Origin of the sequence: Synechococcus sp. MEDNS5, assembly GCF_014279875.1 — a bacterium.
Lineage (GTDB): Bacteria > Cyanobacteriota > Cyanobacteriia > PCC-6307 > Cyanobiaceae > Synechococcus_C.
This window is the reverse complement of sequence record NZ_CP047952.1, coordinates 314099-330847: the sequence shown is the minus strand read 5'-3', so window position 1 is coordinate 330847 and position 16749 is coordinate 314099. Positions and strand designations below refer to the sequence as shown.

General features: G+C 62.9%; 16 protein-coding genes and 1 tRNA gene. 9 read left to right on the top strand and 8 right to left on the bottom strand.

Annotated features, from left to right (window positions below; genetic code table 11):
* Positions 1-17 precede the first annotated feature (17 nt).
* Positions 18-641: an alpha/beta hydrolase gene (locus SynMEDNS5_RS01390; RefSeq protein WP_186583975.1), complete on the top strand. Its 624-nt coding sequence runs from the start codon at positions 18-20 to the stop codon at positions 639-641.
* Positions 642-650: 9 nt separating this feature from the next.
* Here the strand turns inward: SynMEDNS5_RS01390 and SynMEDNS5_RS01385 are convergent, their stop codons facing one another.
* Entirely contained in the window at positions 651-1019 is a 369-nt protein-coding gene (locus SynMEDNS5_RS01385) for a DUF3155 domain-containing protein (RefSeq protein ID WP_186583974.1), read from the bottom strand.
* A 384-nt stretch (positions 1020-1403) separates the two neighbouring features.
* Here SynMEDNS5_RS01385 and SynMEDNS5_RS01380 point away from each other — a divergent pair, with 384 nt between their 5' ends.
* Entirely contained in the window at positions 1404-2549 is a 1146-nt protein-coding gene (locus tag SynMEDNS5_RS01380) for a sensor histidine kinase KdpD (protein ID WP_186583973.1), read from the top strand.
* On the opposite strand, the gene SynMEDNS5_RS01375 is transcribed toward SynMEDNS5_RS01380, so the two are convergent.
* Positions 2497-3309, bottom strand: coding sequence for an adenosylcobinamide-GDP ribazoletransferase (locus SynMEDNS5_RS01375; protein WP_255440229.1), 813 nt, complete (start codon positions 3307-3309; stop codon positions 2497-2499). The two genes, SynMEDNS5_RS01380 and SynMEDNS5_RS01375, sit on opposite strands and share 53 nt — an antisense overlap.
* 45 nt (positions 3310-3354) lie before the next feature.
* On the opposite strand from SynMEDNS5_RS01375, the gene tgt reads away from it, so the two are divergent.
* Together tgt and SynMEDNS5_RS01365 are read left to right on the top strand one after the other, a co-directional pair.
* Positions 3355-4473, top strand: coding sequence for a tRNA guanosine(34) transglycosylase Tgt (gene tgt, locus SynMEDNS5_RS01370; protein ID WP_186583971.1), 1119 nt, complete (start codon positions 3355-3357; stop codon positions 4471-4473).
* 31 nt (positions 4474-4504) lie between these two features.
* Positions 4505-4648 (top strand): photosystem II reaction center protein K, encoded by a 144-nt coding sequence (locus tag SynMEDNS5_RS01365; RefSeq protein ID WP_006042358.1) that lies wholly within the window; start codon positions 4505-4507, stop codon positions 4646-4648.
* Between the two features lie 5 nt (positions 4649-4653).
* On the opposite strand, the gene SynMEDNS5_RS01360 is transcribed toward SynMEDNS5_RS01365, so the two are convergent.
* Positions 4654-5400, bottom strand: a complete 747-nt coding sequence (locus SynMEDNS5_RS01360; RefSeq protein ID WP_186585775.1) for a WecB/TagA/CpsF family glycosyltransferase — start codon at positions 5398-5400, stop codon at positions 4654-4656.
* Positions 5401-5449: 49 nt separating this feature from the next.
* Between SynMEDNS5_RS01360 and SynMEDNS5_RS01355 the strand changes: the two genes are divergently transcribed.
* Positions 5450-8635 carry a glycoside hydrolase family 15 protein gene (locus SynMEDNS5_RS01355; protein WP_186583970.1) on the top strand — a complete coding sequence of 1062 codons (3186 nt, stop codon included), beginning with the start codon at positions 5450-5452 and terminating at the stop codon, positions 8633-8635.
* Between the two features lie 25 nt (positions 8636-8660).
* Here the strand turns inward: SynMEDNS5_RS01355 and SynMEDNS5_RS01350 are convergent, their stop codons facing one another.
* The 4 genes from SynMEDNS5_RS01350 to SynMEDNS5_RS01335 form a co-directional block, all read right to left on the bottom strand.
* Positions 8661-9665 carry a Gfo/Idh/MocA family protein gene (locus SynMEDNS5_RS01350; RefSeq protein WP_186583969.1) on the bottom strand — a complete coding sequence of 335 codons (1005 nt, stop codon included), beginning with the start codon at positions 9663-9665 and terminating at the stop codon, positions 8661-8663.
* 61 nt (positions 9666-9726) lie between these two features.
* On the bottom strand, positions 9727-11034 hold the full coding sequence (locus SynMEDNS5_RS01345; RefSeq protein ID WP_186583968.1) for a hemolysin family protein: 1308 nt from the start codon (positions 11032-11034) through the stop codon (positions 9727-9729).
* 13 nt (positions 11035-11047) lie between these two features.
* Positions 11048-11120: transfer RNA gene (locus tag SynMEDNS5_RS01340), tRNA-Ile, on the bottom strand.
* Positions 11121-11132: 12 nt separating this feature from the next.
* On the bottom strand, positions 11133-11654 hold the full coding sequence (locus SynMEDNS5_RS01335; protein ID WP_370593557.1) for a hypothetical protein: 522 nt from the start codon (positions 11652-11654) through the stop codon (positions 11133-11135).
* Between the two features lie 59 nt (positions 11655-11713).
* Between SynMEDNS5_RS01335 and pyrE the strand changes: the two genes are divergently transcribed.
* Positions 11714-12295: an orotate phosphoribosyltransferase gene (pyrE, locus tag SynMEDNS5_RS01330; protein WP_186583967.1), complete on the top strand. Its 582-nt coding sequence runs from the start codon at positions 11714-11716 to the stop codon at positions 12293-12295.
* The gene (locus tag SynMEDNS5_RS01325) at positions 12292-13164 is read left to right on the top strand and encodes a folate-binding protein YgfZ (protein WP_186583966.1); all 873 of its coding nucleotides are present in this window, start codon (positions 12292-12294) and stop codon (positions 13162-13164) included. Before pyrE ends, SynMEDNS5_RS01325 begins: the two co-directional genes overlap by 4 nt.
* Here the strand turns inward: SynMEDNS5_RS01325 and SynMEDNS5_RS01320 are convergent.
* Complete coding sequence (locus SynMEDNS5_RS01320) at positions 13161-14639, bottom strand: TM0106 family RecB-like putative nuclease (protein WP_186583965.1); 1479 nt, start codon at positions 14637-14639, stop codon at positions 13161-13163. The genes SynMEDNS5_RS01325 and SynMEDNS5_RS01320 overlap by 4 nt on opposite strands.
* Before the next feature lie 52 nt (positions 14640-14691).
* Here SynMEDNS5_RS01320 and SynMEDNS5_RS01315 point away from each other — a divergent pair, with 52 nt between their 5' ends.
* Together SynMEDNS5_RS01315 and rdgB are read left to right on the top strand one after the other, a co-directional pair.
* Positions 14692-16155, top strand: a complete 1464-nt coding sequence (locus tag SynMEDNS5_RS01315; protein ID WP_186583964.1) for a phosphoglucomutase/phosphomannomutase family protein — start codon at positions 14692-14694, stop codon at positions 16153-16155.
* Positions 16152-16745: an RdgB/HAM1 family non-canonical purine NTP pyrophosphatase gene (rdgB, locus tag SynMEDNS5_RS01310; protein ID WP_186583963.1), complete on the top strand. Its 594-nt coding sequence runs from the start codon at positions 16152-16154 to the stop codon at positions 16743-16745. The genes SynMEDNS5_RS01315 and rdgB overlap by 4 nt, the downstream gene beginning before the upstream one ends.
* Positions 16746-16749 lie beyond the last annotated feature (4 nt).

Genomic DNA, 16749 nt, shown 5'->3' with positions numbered 1-16749 from the left:
AGTCGGTCAAGAGCTTTATGGACGACCTCCTGATCCATTGCAGCGAGGAACACCCCCAGATACGTCTGGTGCTTCTGCACGGCTGGGGGGCCGATGCCAGTGATCTGATGCCCTTGGGCGAATCCCTCGCCAGAGGTTCTGGGTTGGCCTTGGAGTGCTTGGCCTTGAACGCACCGTTGCCTCACCCGGCAGGCTTTGGGCGTCAGTGGTACGGGTTATTTCCAGCGCAATGGGCCGACGTTCCCCAAGCTGTGAACCAGTTAAAAGAGCGCCTCGAGGCAATCGATCAACAGCAGATTCCGCTTTCAAGAACGGTATTGCTGGGTTTCTCTCAGGGGGGCGCCATGGCCCTGGATGTGGGATGTCAACTCCCTTTGGCAGGGATCATCGCCTGCAGCGCCTATCCCCACCCCCATTGGCAACCGCGAACAGAACGGCCCCCGGTCGTGCTCATCCACGGCCGGGATGACGACGTCGTTCCCGTCGAAGCGCAAACAGAATTGGCCGAACAGCTGGGCGGCGAGAGTGAGACATGCCAGCTGATCACTTTTTCAGGAGGGCACACCATCCCCGAGACCACTCAGCCTCTGATGGTTCAGGCCCTGCAGTCCTGGCTGAAGCCAATCAGCCAGGCGCCTTAGACAGTCGGCTCAAACGAACGCGTATTCGTATTCCTCCATCTCCTCCCAGTCGTCGGAGGCAAGCTCGAGGCCCTCGAAGATCACCTCTTCGCCGACGTTGTCGACAATCAATCGCAAGGAAGGGAAGAGAAAATGATTTTCTTCGGCGTACTGCGCGCTAAACAGACCTTTTTCTCCCCAGAAGAAACGGTCCGTGGTGTGCTCGTTGCGCCGGACGTTCAGAAGGGCAGGAGGCACCAGTCCGCCCTCCGCGATGAAGCGGCGGGCTGCAGTGACGGGCTTGTGCTCGCCGGTTTCGAGATGAAACGTCGGTACATGGGCGAGAACCCGTTGGCCGGCGAGACGGCGGCGGCTGATCCGCTTGCGCTTCTTAGACATGGTTGTGGTCGACCCTTAGCGGGAGAAAGGAAAAAACAATGGACAAGCGGGAAGAGCCGTGAATTCAGCGCATACCGCAGGACGCTCATCACAAGCATCCAGAATTCAGCGCTCCAAAACACGAATGAGCTGGCGAACCGCTTCCGTGAATGGAGACGCACCGTTGCACTCGTCAACAAGGCTGCTGACGACAACAGAAGATTCATCAACCTCTGCTGTAACCTTGGTCGTGCGTAAAGCGCAACCTTGATCCAACAATCGACAGAACCCAACCTTCACAAGGATGGGCTTTTGGTCGTTCATCTGATCTTAAGACTTTTTTCTGAATTAGCAAGCGAGTGGCGTCTGTCGCCTCTTTGACAGTTTCCGAACACCGCCCGGCTGATGCATCTTTCTGATCGGTTTCTGGCTCTGGCGCAGCAACATCTCAACGCCCTGACCAGCGACGGAGCCGCCGAACGCCTGGCCCTCTACCTCACAGAACGGCAGGAAGGAGCCACACCGAGCCTCACCCTGATCGCCCAGTCCCCCCAGGAAGTCGCCCTTCCTGACTCGATCGCCCAGGATCCAAGCCTGCGCAGCGCAGCACCGGAACGACGCTGGTACCCCCTGCGGCATCAATCCATGCTCCTCGGCGTGCTGCGGGCTGAACGGCACGAAGGAGCCGGGCCAACCACAGCCCATGACGACCGCCTGCAGACCTGCGCCGAAACCCTGGCCTGCATTCGCGGACTGGAACTCGAGCAAGACCGGCTGAATGGCCGGCTGGATGTTCAGCGTCAGCAGCTTTCGCTGATGGTGCACCAGCTGCGCAATCCGCTCACAGCCCTGAGGACCTACGCCCAGCTGTTGCTGCGGCGCCTGGGTCCCGATGACCAGCAACGACCACTGGTGGAGAACCTGATCCGCGAACAGGCGCAACTCGATCGCTATGTCAGCTCTCTCGAAGGGATCGGCCGGGAGGACCTGCGGCTTGAGCCGGAGAACGCCACCCCACTGCTGCTACCACCTGTGCCTGCTGACGCACCCGATCTCACGATCGCCGACCTGTTGAGCCCACTCGTGGAACGCGCCGCTGCTACGGCCGCGCTGCAGGGACGGCTATGGCGAGCACCGGAGCGATGGCCGAGCTGGACGCAGAGACAACGTCCGGCCGCCGATGCCGTGGCCGCTGAGATCGTGGCCAACCTGCTGGAGAACGCCTTTCGTTACAGCCCCAATGGCTGTGACCTGGGCCTGCACTTGCATGACCATGGGGTGTGCGTTTGGGATGCGGGCCCGCCCATTCCCGAGAACGAGCGAGATCGGATTTTTCTGAAAGGGGTCCGCGGGAGCACCAGCAGCGAGCGAGCAGGATCAGGGCTCGGTCTCGCCCTGGCACAGACGCTTGCCCGGCAACGGGGAGGACAGCTCGAACTCCTGCGATCACCGGCGGAACTGGATCCCTGTCTGCCGAATCAGGGCAATGCCTTCCTGCTCAGCCTGCCGCCAACCACGCAGGAAAGAGCAGCGCTGAACTCAGCAGAGTGAAGGTCTCTCCCCACATCAGACAGGCTCCGTAGGTGTCTCCGGTGTGACCACCCAGGCGCTTCCCGAGACACTCCACAACCCGCCAAGCAGCTCCCAGGCCCACCACTGAGACCAGAGCCAAGTACTGAACGAGACCGCCCCCCCACAAGGCCGCGCCGCAGAGGAGCAACACGATCAGGATCATGGCCGGCACCCAGTCCTGGGCCCCACGCCAGTGCCGGCGATGAAAGGCCGCAGTCCCGCCCTGGCGGAGGTAAGGAAACCATGCCATTGCGCCGAGAGGAGCAATCCTGCCAATCACAGCAGCCATCACCAGCGCGATCGGGGCCCATGGCCCCAGCCTGATCAAGGCCCCTGCTTGCAGAAGCACAACAAGCAGCAGAGCCAGAACACCGCTAGCTCCGACACGACTGTCGTCCATGGCTTCAAGGCAGCGCTCTTGCCCTGCAGCCAGACCGTCGGCCGTGTCCATCAGGCCGTCGACATGCAATCCACCCGTGAGCCAGGCTGCCAGGGCGATGACCATCAAGGCACAGCTCTCAGCCGACCAGCTCATGGCACTGAGCAGGACCCAGAGCAACGCCTGAAGGCCACCGATCACCAGGCCGATCCAGGGAGCAAAGCGGGCAATGCGCTCAAACCGTGGCGAAGGCCAGGGCCAGGCGGGCAGAACGGAATAGAAAATCCAGGCACCGGCTAGATCCCGAAGCCAGAACAGAGAAGCGATTCTCAGGGGGCAGCATCGGCGATCTGACCTCACCGTAGGGTCAAGACCTAGGCAGAGATGCGGGTAGCGGAGATGCGGATGTTCGACTTCCAGATCAACGCAACATGCCGGCACACCGCTGCACGCTGCGGTTGTTTTCAGACTCCCCATGGACCGGTGAGTACGCCGCGATTCATGCCCGTGGGAACGCTGGCCACCGTGAAGGGCGTGACAGCCGATCAACTCGTCACGACGGGAGCACAGATGGTGCTCTCAAACACTTACCACCTGCACCTCCAACCCGGTGAAGCCGTGGTGGAGGCCGCCGGCGGGCTCCATCGCTTCATGGGCTGGCAGGGCCCGATGCTCACCGATTCAGGAGGATTCCAGGTGTTCAGCCTGGGGGACCTCAATCGCATCGACGACCATGGCGTTGATTTCCGCAATCCTCGGGACGGCAGCCGCATCCTGCTGACGCCGGAACGCTCGATGGAGATCCAGATGGCCCTGGGCGCGGATGTGGCCATGGCGTTTGATCAGTGCCCCCCTTACCCAGCCACGGAAAATGATGTGGAGGAGGCCAGTCGGCGCACCCATGCCTGGCTCGAACGTTGCGTGGCCTCCCACACCCGCACCGACCAGGCCTTGTTCGGGATCGTGCAAGGGGGGTGCTTCCCTCACCTGCGGGACGCCAGCGCAAGAGCGGTCGCCGACTTCGACCTCCCGGGCATCGCCATCGGCGGCGTCAGCGTGGGAGAGCCGGTGGAGGACATGCACCGCATTGTTCGGCAAGTCACGCCCCTGCTGCCTCATGACCGTCCGCGGTACCTGATGGGCATCGGCACGCTGCAGGAAATGGCCGTCGCTGTCGCCAATGGAATCGATCTGTTCGACTGCGTGCTCCCCACCCGCCTCGGGCGGCACGGCACAGCCATGGTGGCCGGGGAACGCTGGAACCTCCGCAACGCCCGCTTCCGGCACGACCACACACCGCTCGACCCCACGTGCCCCTGCATCGCCTGCAAGCAACACACCCGGGCCTACCTGCACCACCTGATCCGCAGTGAAGAGCTGCTCGGACTGACCCTGCTGAGCCTGCACAACCTCACGCATCTGATCCGCTTCACCAGTGCCATGGAACGCGCGATTCGCGAAGGCTGTTTTGCAGAGGATTTCCGTCCCTGGAACGACGACTCACCGGCCCATCACACGTGGTAGCGTCCGCTCACTGACCGAACTGTTCGCCGGGATGGCTGCCTTCTCCCTTGACCTGCTGGCCCAACTTCCCGAGGCCTACCAGGCATTCGGCCCACTGATCGACATCCTTCCGATCATCCCCGTTTTCTTCCTGCTTCTGGCCTTCGTTTGGCAGGCCTCCGTAGGCTTTCGTTAAGCGCGTTAACGCCGACGACCGCCCGCTCGAAGCACAGCCCAAGCGAATTGGGGGAGCACCAGATAACGCCGCCAGCGTGATGGGTCCTGGAGCAGCCTGAAAAGCCATTCCATCTGCAGTCGACTGGTCCACTCCGGTGCGCGCTGCTTGAGGCCGGACCAGACATCGAAGCTGCCACCCACGCCCATCCAGAGCCCCGGAAGGGACTGACGCATGCTCTTCGCCCAGACTTCCTGACGGGGCACACCAAGAGCCACCAGCACGAGATCAGGCCGCAGACCGCGCAGACGAGACTCCAGAGCCGGCCAAGCCTCTGAGGCTTGAAATCCGTGCTCTGCCATCAGCAACCTCAAGCGGGGATGGCTCCGAGCCAGCGTGGTCTTCAAACGCTCCATCACCTCGGGTGAACCACCCACCAGGGCAACGGACCAGTCATGAGCTTCGGCATAGCTGAGCAGAGACCAGGCCAGCTCGATACCAGGGCTGCGACGCACCCTGACCCCCTGACGACCTAAGGCCCAGACCACTCCTGCTCCATCCGGAACCACCAGGTCGGCCTGGGCAATCACCGCTCCCAGATCTGAGTCCTGACGTGCCCGCATCGTCATTTCAGCATTGAGTGTCACGATCTGACCCCCACCCTCTCCATGCAGGCCGATGGCTGAAGCCGCCACGTCGCGGCAAGCGTCAACAGGAACCCCAAGAACGTGGCAGCGACGGCGATCTCGCGGGCCAGTGCTGATTGTTTCCATCTCCGAAAAGGCTCCGAGGGAGAATCTAGATCCGGTCGAACGCAAGGCCATGGTTCTGTCCCATCCGGTTGCCGGGAATCACCAAGAGAAGCTGGTCCAGTTGCAGCACCTGGACAGCGCCATTGAAGCCGTGGTCTTGCAACGGCAGAACCCTCTCAGCGGACTGCTTCCTGCGAGCACGGCCCACACCGTTCACGGCAACTACGGCGATGCCTGGGTTCGCGACTGCGTGTATTCGATCCAGTGCGTTTGGGGATTGGCCATTGCCCACCGCAAACTCCTAGGCCCCTGCCAACGCAGCTGGGAACTGGAGCAGCGGGTGGTCGACCTCATGCGCGGACTGCTCAGCGCCATGATGCGTCAGGCGGACAAGGTTGAACGCTTCAAGCAAAGCCTGGATCCGCTGGATGCGCTCCATGCCAAGTACGACAGCCGCAATGGCGAACCGGTGGTGCCCGATGACGGCTGGGGGCACCTCCAGCTGGATGCCACATCACTCTTTCTGCTCCAACTGGCCCAGTTGAGTCGCGGTGGTCTGGCCGTGATCCACAACCGCCACGAGGCGGCCTTCATTCAGAACCTGGTTTATTACGTCGCCCGGGCCTACCAGATCCCCGATTACGGCATCTGGGAACGGGGAGACAAGGGCAACCACGGACTGCCAGAACGCAATGCCAGCTCGATCGGCATGGCGAAGGCTGCCCTGGAGGCTCTGGACGGCGTGGATCTCTTCGCCGCCCATGGCGATGGCAGCGTGACCGTCCTGATCCCCCCTGGTGCGGTGGTGCGTCTGCGGCGAGCGCTGCAAGGGCTTCTCCCGCGCGAATCCGCCAGCAAAGAGGTGGACAGCGCCTGCCTTTCGGTGATCGGCTATCCCGCCTGGGCTCTCGAGGATCCTGAGCTCGTCGAACGCACGGCCCGACGCATCCGCAGGGAACTGGGCGGCCTCTACGGGTACAAGCGCTTCCGGCGGGACGGCCACCAGACCGTGGTGGAAGACATCACCCGACTGCACTACGAATGCGATGAACTAGCCACGTTTGAGGGGGTCGAGTCGGAGTGGCCCCTGTTCCTGGCCTATGAACTGGTCACCGCCTGTTTTGAGGAGCGCTGGGACGACGCCAGGCAGTGGCGCCATCGCCTGGAAGCCCTCCGCGTGGAACGCAATGGGCAGATGCTCTACCCGGAGCTCTACCTCGTTCCTGCAGAAGCCCTGGAGCACGAACGCCAGGTGCCCGGGAGCCAGAAACGGGTCGCCAATGACAACGTCCCCCTGCTTTGGACGCAGAGCCTGGCCTGGCTCGGGGAGATGCTGATGGACGGGCTGATCGAGGCGGCAGACCTCGATCCCTGTGGTCGACGTCTGCCGTGCGTTCTTGGCGCCGAATCGGTGCTGGTCTGCCTCGTCCCGAACGACTCCAGCGTGGCCCTGCGCCTGAAGGAGCTGGGGCTACCAGTGATCGATTCAGACGCTGCAGGGATCGAGGTTCTGAGCTCCGATGCACTGCGGCAACACCTGGGCGCTGTTGGCGTGGATGAGGTTCTCGGCCTGAGCGGTCATCCACCTGTAAGGCCTGAGACTGCTGCCAGTGCCAGGCTCTACCGACTGGGTGACAGGCAGCTGGCCTTTCTTCCCGCCGTTCTTGAAGAGGGAACGTTTTATCTCAGTCACGATCCCAGGCACCTGGTGGACAGTGTGGTGAACGAGCTGCATCTGCTGCAGAGGCACTGGCAGGGGCCTGGCTCACCCCTGCTCTTGATTCCGGTGCAAGCCTCCTTGCTGGAGCGGGGTGACACCCATCTGCTTGCCCTCACAGAGCGTCTCCGCAGTGGTTGCGTGGAGGACGTTCGTGTGGAGTTCGCCAATCTGGAAACCCTGGCAACCCGTGCTCAGTGGCATGACCTGCCGGGATCGCCAAGGACCTCGAGCCTGACAGCCGCGGCCTCTGCCAGGCAACTGCTAAGGGCCTCGACGGATCTGAGTGACCTCACCGCTGCTCAGGAACAGGAGCTGGATGACACTTCGTTGGAGGAGCTGCGGCGGCGCATCTGGTCCAGCAACTCCCTGCGAGAGCAGGCCGAAGTGCTGGAGTTACTCACGCGCAGGCTGGGAAGCGCAGCGGTTCTGAGCGGCCCTCAGGGTGCTCCGGTGGAGATCAAAACGCTGCTGGAGGAGATTTACAGACGGGGGCTTCAGCAGGAGGACTGGAACGTGGCCCGTCGCTGCGCCGGTGCCATGGGACTGATTCACCCGCAGCTGGACGACGCACTCATCGACCTGCTCAGCCGTCAGAAACAGGTGGTGGTTGGACGGAATTACACCAAGGCCTCCCGACTGAGTACTCCCGTGTCCAGCCAGGCGATTGCAGCCCTGATCGAGCAAACAAGCGGCAGTGATAGTCGCGAGTGGATGCTGCAGCAGGAACTCTTGCTGGCGCTCGACGGAATCGCTCGACGCGAACCGGACATGATCCGAGGTTCTCTGACCTTCCAGCTCGGACAGTTGATGCTGCTGCTCACGTCTGAGCTTGCCACTGAACGACAACTCAGCCAAGACGAAGCCTTCGAAGCCGTGTGTGATGAACCGCCGCACCGCCTTGGCCAACGGCTGCGCACGGTGTTGGAGGATGTCGACCATGCCCGCGACGCCTTGCAGCGCCGAGAGTTGCTGCATGTGCGTGGGCAGGTGCAATGGAGTGTGCCGGAACCACTTGAAACCGGTCCCGGTGGCAACGACTGGCTGCAACATCGCATTCGTCTGGGCTCCCTTCAGCAGGTCCCCAAGGAGTTCTATGCAGGCATCTGGTCGCTTCTGCACCACTGCCGGGGGCTGGTGATTGGTGACAAACTTGAACGCCGCAATCGGCTGACCAGCGCCCTCCTGTTGGAGAAAACTCCCGGCGAACGCAACTTCGCGATCCAGGTTGAACATCTTCTGAGCCGAATCACCGCGCCCGAGTACCGGCAACTGTGCACGGAAACCCTGCTCTCACTGATGGCTTTTGCCACCGCCAATCCCAGGATCCAGATTGACGATGACATCGCTCTGGACGTGGTGATCGGCCATGCGGTTCGCGTTGGCTGGCACGCCACCCACCCCGACCTGACCGAGGCTGATTACGCCCAACACAAAGCCAGTGCGTGGGATCAGTTTTACCGGTCATCCCCTGCACTCTGCAGGCACTGGCAGATCGAGGCCCTGCGTCAGCTCGCCGATCAGGACACTCTCAACTGAAACCCTGAGGCAAGAGAGACCCGACTCAGATCGGCGCATCTAGCGGAATGCCAACGCCAGGTTGTTCCACTGCCTGCTCAATCAGATCAGCCAACCGCAGAGCCCTGGAAGCCTGTTGGCCATCCACTGCTGGTGTCTCCCGGCCCCGCACGCACTGCAGGAAATGCTCGAGCTCGGCGTAGAGGGGTTCGATGGACGTGGTGCTCACCTCCTCGATGAACCCGTCGTTTCGATAGAGCAGTTCACCGTGGTCTGCCGAGTACCACTCATGGGCGCGACGGTGGATGTGCAGGTTGTGATTGAGAAAGTCCGTCTCCACCAGACTCGAGCGGCAGTGAGCGCTGAGGCTTCTGATCTTGCGATGACTCATCTTGCTGGCCGTGAGACTGGCCACCACACCATTGTCGAAACCCAGCGTGGCATTCACGTAGTCAATCGGGCCTGCCGAGCTGCGACCACCTGCCGCAGCCAGATGCACCACCGATGAGCCAGCGAGTTCCAGCACAAGGTCGAGATCGTGAATCATCAGATCCAGAACCACAGACACATCATTGGCGCGGTCGGCATGGGGGCTGTGCCGGCGTGCTTCCAACACCACAACCTCCTCATTGGCCACCACTTTGGTGAGCTCCCGGAAAGCGGGGTTGAAGCGCTCAATATGACCAACCTGAAGCAGACGGCCTCCTCTGCTGGCGGCAGCAATCAGAGCAGCGGCCTCCTCCTGACTTGCAGCGATGGGCTTTTCAATCAGAACGTGCAAACCGGCTTCCAGACAAGCCAGACCCACGGGGTGATGGAGCAGGGTCGGCACAGCAATGCAGACGGCCTCGACCTCAGCGAGCATGTCGCGGTAATCAGCGAACCAGCGACATCCGAACTGCTCCCTGGCCAAACTCCCACGGGCGGAATCGGGATCGGCCACACCGATCAGATCAGCGTCTTTCAGAAGGCTGAGAACGCGGGCATGGTGCCAGCCCATGTTGCCGATGCCGATCACGCCGACCTTCACCGGAACCATGGTGTCGGTCATCAGCGAGCCTGCGCGAACGCGCTGATTATCGGTGATCGACGCGGCGGTTAGCGAAACGGAATTACGGCTCTTCTGGATTGGGAGATTCCTCGGTGGAGACCTCCTGATCCAGCAGCACCAGACGCACCCGCACAATTCGAGGTCCCGCCATGGCGAAGATCTCGAACTGAACCCCGTCATGGCGTAGAGCTTCGCCGGGGGAGGGGATGTGCTGAAGTTTTTCCAGCAGGAAGCCGGCAAGGGTGTGGTGGTCGCTGGCCTCTGGCAGATCCAGCGAGAGCTGGCGGTTCAGCTCGAAGATCTCCAGATCGCCTGCAACAAGCCAGGTCCCCGGCTGGTCTTCCACCGGCTGAAGATCCGGTTCATCGCTCTCCTCGGCAGGCTCATCGCCGACGATTTCGCCGTTGAGATCAGCAGCGGTGACCAGTCCCTCGGTGCCGCCATGTTCATCCACGACCAGAAGCAGGGGATGACCTGAACGGATGATCGCCAAGAGATCAGCAAGGTTGCTGGTTTCCAGAACGGTCTCAGCAGGCATCAGGTAGGGCTCTAACGAAGAGTCTTCCTTCAGTTCTCCTCGAGCGATGGGTTCGGCTAGGCGCCTGAGATCAAGAACACCACGAACGTCATCAAGCGATTGACCAATCACAGGGAAACGAGCATGACGGGTGCGATGCACCGCCTCCATCAGCCCAGCGAAGCGCACCTCAACCGGCAGGGTGACCATCCCGGAGCGAGGCACCATCACTTCCCGCACCTGGGTATCGCGCAGAGCGAACACACCCTCAAGGATGTTGCGCTCATCGGGCTTGAGTCCTGTCACGCCGCCGCTTTCGATCAAGGTTTCCAGCTCATTGGCCGACAGCACCGAAACGGTGGCGCCCCAGCGTTGACTGAGGCCGGCGAGTCGCAGAAGAAGCGTGGCCAGACCATTGAGGAGCGTGAGAAGGGGCTGCAATGCGCGGATCGCGCCCTCCAGCACTGGCCCCAGCTGCAGCGCAGCGCGTTCGGGGCGACTGAGCACCCAGGCCCGAGGCAACACCCCAGCGATCAGGGTGGCCATCACCACCAGCACAAGGAACCAGGCCAGGTCCCACCAACGGCCGGAAGGCATATCCAGGGGCCACCAGCGCTGACCGAAGCCCCGCCCCGTCCAGCCGAGCGCCACAAGCGACAACGACGTCCCGAACTGCGTCATGAGCAGCGCTGTCGGCAAGCGCCGCAGCAGCCTCTGCAAAGCCTGAGCACCGGGCCGACCTTGCTCGCTGAACTCCTGGACCTGACTGGGCCGGAGCCTCAGCAGTGCCACCTCGGCCGCTGAAAACAGAGCCGGTAGAACCAGCAGCGCGATCAGCAGAAAGGGGCGCATTCGGAGAAGGGGATGGGGGTCGCGAGGATCGAACTCGCCTTAGGCGAATTATGAGTTCGCTGCATTCACCAGATTGCTAGACCCCCGCAACCGAGGTCTTACCACAGCGCACGAACAGCAGGAAAGGGGTCTGGTGACGGCTTCACCACGGACTTGGGCTCCTGCATTTCCTCAGCCAGGCTGCTGCCGAATCCATTGGACAAATCAACCGTACGCCAGGGAATCGGTGCGCTCTGCTCTTCGAGCAGCATCCGGGTGGTGTTCTGCAGAGCAGATCCGTCCCAGATGATGGTCTGGTCGGGGAATCCCAGACCCATCAATCGCTGTCCATCGGACCCAGCCAGCGCGATTCCAAACAGATCAGTGACCTGGTGCAGAAGGTCGACCCCTCGGGCATAGGACGACGTCCAAGTGTAAAAACGACGCTCGATCAGGGCTTCGGTGGTCTCCACAGGCCCACAACGGGTCACCTCCACAGGCTGGGCGACGCCTTGAGCCGAAGCCGAGATCCCCGAAGGTGCTTCCAGTGTGGTGGTGCAAACCATCGGCCTGGCCAGCCCTTTGGGACACAGCACCAGAGGAATGAACAGAAGCAACGGGCTGAGGCAATGCCTGGCCACGGGAAGGGAGCAACTCTGCGCGCAAACTAGGCAGAGGATTCGCCGTGCACCAGCCCCCCATGACCGATCGTTCCGACCCATCCATGGATCGCGATGTTCTTCTCGACCGCCTGGCGCGGGAGGCCTATCGGTTTGGACACTTCACCCTGGCTTCCGGCCGCAGCAGCGACCATTACGTGAACTGCAAGCCCGTCGCCCTCAGTGGCAGCGGCCTTGCCCTGCTGAGTCCGGCGATGCTCGCGCTAGTGGACGAGGAGGCCGTGGCGGTGGGGGGACTCACCCTCGGTGCTGATCCCCTGGTGAGCGGTGTGGCGATGGCGGCCGCGCAGCAAGGCCGTGCACTCGATGCCCTGATCGTGCGCAAACAGGCAAAGGGCCATGGCACTGGAGCCTGGCTCGAGGGACCTCTGCCCGAGCCAGGCGCCCGCGTCACGGTGCTGGAAGATGTCGTCACCACCGGTGGCTCATCGATCAAAGCCGTGCAGCAGCTTCGTGAGGCGGGGTACAGCGTGGGACGGGTTGTGACGATTGTGGATCGTGAGGAAGGGGGCAGCGCCGCGATGGCCGCGGCCGATCTCGAGCTGGTCAGCCTGTTCAAACTGGACCAGGTGGCAACCCGCGCCAAGGAGCTGACGGCTTGACGATGGATGGATCGAAACCACAAGCCCTTCTCTGGGACGAGCACTTTGACGTCATCCGCCTCGAAGGCTCGGGCTGCGCGGGATTCCTGCACGGCCAGACAAGCGCCAGGGTGGAAGGCGCATCCTCAGGGCAGTTGCTTCAGGCGTGCTGGCTCAATGCCACGGGCCGGGTGCAGGCGCTGCTGGAGCTCCGCCTCGACGATCAAGGCGCCGATGTGCTGGTGCTCAACGGCAACCCGGACCATCTGGCCAAAGGCCTGGATCGTGTGATCTTCCCGGCTGACCGCGTCAAGCTCGGTGCGCCGCGACAGCAAAGGCGCCTGCAGCACCTGAGCAGCGGCCAAGCACCAGGTCCGGAGAGCGTGCTTTGGCTGGATCACGACGCCAACCCTCCTCCGCCGTGGGATCGAACGCAAGCGTGCACCGCGGCCGAACTGGAGCGCTGGCGGCTTCGGCAGGGCTGGCCCCTCGGTGCCGAAGAGATCAATGGCGACACCAACCCTTTTGAGCTGGGCCTGGCGGCGTGGGTGAACCTCGAGAAAGGGTGCTATCTGGGCCAAGAAACCCTGGCCAAACTGGGATCTCGTGGTGCGGTGAAACAGCAGTTGCGCTGCTGGCAATGCGCAGATCAAGAGGCCGCAGAGCTCAAGCCAGGGGATGGGCTGACCCTGAACGGTGAACGAGCCGGACGCATCACCAGCGTTGCTCATCCAAACGGGAATGAACCTCAGTGTGGTCTGGCCCTGATCCGACGACAAGCACTCGAGGCCGAGGAACTGCAGAGCGAAACCACGGAGTCCCGGCCCCATCCATTGACCTTGACGCTGCAGCGTCCCGGCGCCTTTCAAGATCCACCAAGCGGGCGTTAACCCTTCCGCTCCGTTTCGTCTTGTGCCAACAACCAGGCGGCCACCGCCCAGGTCGCCAGGCCGTCATCCCGGTTGTAGGCAAAAATCCAGCGCAGAGCCTGCACGTGGCCCCGGTCCCCCTGCCCGGTTCCCCGCCACTGCCGCCACCAAAGCAGTGCTCGGGCACCATCCACTCCAGCCTGTCCCCAGCGGAAGCCGAGCCAGTCCGCCACGGTCTTGAGCCCGTAGCTGTTCAGCGGCAGACGCCAATGACGTCGCAATCGCTCGTGAACATCCACCAGCCGACGTCGCAACACCATCTGATCCGCATCCCCCATCCCCTGACGCTGGGCCATGCGACGCAGCGCCAGGGATTCGGTTTCTCCGTAGTGGAGCACGGGCCAATCGGGGTAATGCCTCAGCATCCGTTGGAGGCGCGTCCAACAAGCACCCTCCCCGTGCTCCTGCAGCGCCAGCAAAGGGTGATAAGTGGCCAGCGAGAGATCCCAGCGACCATCCAATGCTCTTGGTAAGCGCACGAATCCATGCAGGAAATCGTCGCGGGCATCGGGATCGGATTCGATGTCGTACAACAGCACCCCAGGCGCTTCAGCCAGTTCTGGAAGGGCTGGTGGTGCAACCAGTGGCTCCGCACATCCATCGCGTTGGGCCCGTGCCTGCGCCACCAGAGGCGCCGCCACAGCACCATGCTGCTCACCGAATCGCTCGAGCTGCAGCGCCAGCCGCTCTGGATCGGCGTCGGCCAGAGCCGCCAGGCCATCAATGCCGATCTCCATCAGCATCTCCCTGCGTTTGGCACCGATGCCGCTCACTTCACTGAGGTGGCCTTCACGGGCGGCATCGGCATTGCACACACCACGCCATGAACACAATGTGCATTTGCGGCGGTCCGCCGCCAGAGCCGGCGGAATGGGGCGACTCAGATCTGCCGCAAGCTTGGAGAGAGACTCATCCAGCTGATGCTGAAGTCCGCCGCCGAGCGGCACGGTTTCCCGCTCGAGGCGCCGGCCGGAGCCAGCCAGGGCAAGGCCGTCGGCGACAGGCGCCTGCTGCAGGCGTTCGAGAAGACGCCCGGCTAGGGCCAGCTGCAGCCTGTGTTCACGCGTCAGCCGTCGCCCCTGCCTTGCCAGAACAGGTCGGTAGACAAAACGTCCCCAACGGCTGGCCCCCTCTCGTCGCTGAAGGAGCGCAGGGTGAGCCTCAACAGCGAGACCATCCCGGGTGGTGGAGCGCAGCCGCAATCCCACCACACCACCCTCTCCCTGTTCACAGGCCTGCAGTCCATGGCCAGGTTTCTTGGCCATGAGAGCCACAAAACTGCGCTGCTGATCATCGAGCTGAAGCGTCCGGTGGGCCGTATAAAGCCTTAACTGGTCGTCTCCATGGCGATCCAACCAGGCACGCCGGCGACAGCGGGTCCAGCTGCGCAGCAGACGATCTGTGAGCGGCTTGTCAGCAGAGCGGGTGTCACCCATGGGCCGACGTTACGGCGGCCGGCTGCTAGATCCAGTGCATTGCAGGCTTCTTATGGCGTCGGCTCCTCTTCCCCTGACGGCAGCACCAATCCGTTTCGGAACCGATGGGTGGCGCGGAATTCTCGGGGTGGACATCACCGTGGAGCGGCTCCTTCCAGTAGCAGCGGCAGCTGCCCGGGAACTGGCTTATCAGGCACCTGAGGGCCTTAAAAGCCGCACGGTTGTGATCGGTTACGACCGGCGCTTTCTCGCTCCTGAGCTGGCCGAGGCGATCGCCGCGGCCGTACGCGGGGCCGGGTTGGATCCCTTGCTCACGAACACTGCAGTACCCACTCCCGCCTGCAGCTGGGCTGTGGTGCAGCGCCAGGCCCTCGGCGCCCTCGTGATCACCGCCAGTCACAACCCACCGGAATGGTTGGGCCTGAAGATCAAAGGGCCCTTCGGCGGCTCCGTGGAGGGTGAATTCACGGCTGCGGTGGAACAGCGGCTGGCTGCAGGTGGAATCAGCGTTCCTGTGGCTGGCGACCTGCCCCGTTTTGATGCTCGGGACGAGCATCTCCAGGGCCTTCGCAACAAGCTCAATCTGAGCGCCATCACTCAGGGCCTGAAATCCATGGGCCTGAAGGTGATCGTGGATCCGATGCACGGCTCCGCCGCCGGCTGTGTGCAGAACCTCCTTGGTGAAGAGGCGAAAGGGATCGTCTCCGAAATCCGCAGTGTCCGCGATCCACTCTTCGGAGGGTGCCCGCCGGAACCTCTGGCCCCCCACCTGGAACAGCTGATCGCCGCCGTGCAGGCCTCCACGCAGGCAGGTGAGCCAGCCGTCGGCCTGGTGTTCGATGGCGATGGCGACAGGATCGCGGCGGTTGATGAAACCGGTTGTTTCTGCAGTACCCAGCAGTTAATGCCACTGCTGATCGACCATCTGGCAGGGTCAAGAAAGCTGCCGGGCACTGTCGTGAAGACCGTGAGTGGCTCTGATCTGATGCGTCTGGTTGCCGAGGATCTCGGTCGAACCGTGCTCGAACTGCCCGTGGGCTTCAAGTACATCGCTGCGGAGATGCTGAGCGGAGATGTCTTGATCGGCGGCGAGGAATCCGGCGGCGTCGGCTTCGGCATGCACCTTCCGGAACGGGACGCCCTGTTCGCAGCGATGCTGGTTCTCGAGGCTCTTGTGGAAGGCGGCAAGCCTCTGGGAAAGCGGCTCGAAGCCTTGCGGAATCGCTGCGGAGGGGCCTGCCATTACGACCGCCTCGACCTGCGCCTGCCCGACATGGACTCGCGCCGCCGCCTCGAGGCACTGCTAGAGGACCAGCCACCGCAAACGGTGGCTGGTGTCGCCGTTCAAGAGGTGATCACCACCGATGGGGTGAAGCTGCGACTGGGCCCAAGCCATTGGCTGATGCTCCGTTTCTCAGGAACCGAGCCGCTGTTGCGCCTCTACTGCGAGGCTCCGGATGCTGGGCGGGTGGCTGAGGTGCTCGCCTGGGCCCGCAGCTTCGCGGAGGCAGCATGAGCCCTTCACTGCGAACACTGGTGATCGCCAGTGGCAATCGCGGCAAGATTCGTGAATTCGAACACCTGCTGAACAGCCTTCCCCTGCAGATCACAGCCCAGCCGGAGGGACTGGAGGTGGAGGAAACGGGTCAGACATTCGCTGCCAACGCCCGCTTGAAAGCCGTGGCCGTCGCCAACGCCACCAACTCCTGGGCCCTTGCAGACGACTCAGGCCTGAGCGTTGACGCTCTTGACGGAGCCCCTGGGGTGCATTCCGCCCGCTATGCCCCTACCGACCCGGAGCGCATCGGCCGACTGCTCAAGGCCCTGAAGGATCGCGACGACCGAAGTGCGCATTTCTGCGCTGCCTTGTGCCTGGCCGCTCCTGGTGGTCGCGTGTTGCTGGAAGTGGAGGGACGCTGCGAAGGACAGATCACGCGGATCCCCAGAGGCGAAGGCGGCTTTGGATATGACCCGATCTTCGAGGTGGATGGCACCGCACGCACCTTTGCCGAGATGGCTCCACCAGAGAAGAAAGCGCAGGGTCACCGGGGCCGGGCCTTCGCCCTGCTGGAACCCCAGCTCCGGCAACTGCTGCTTGAGGCCTGAGGCC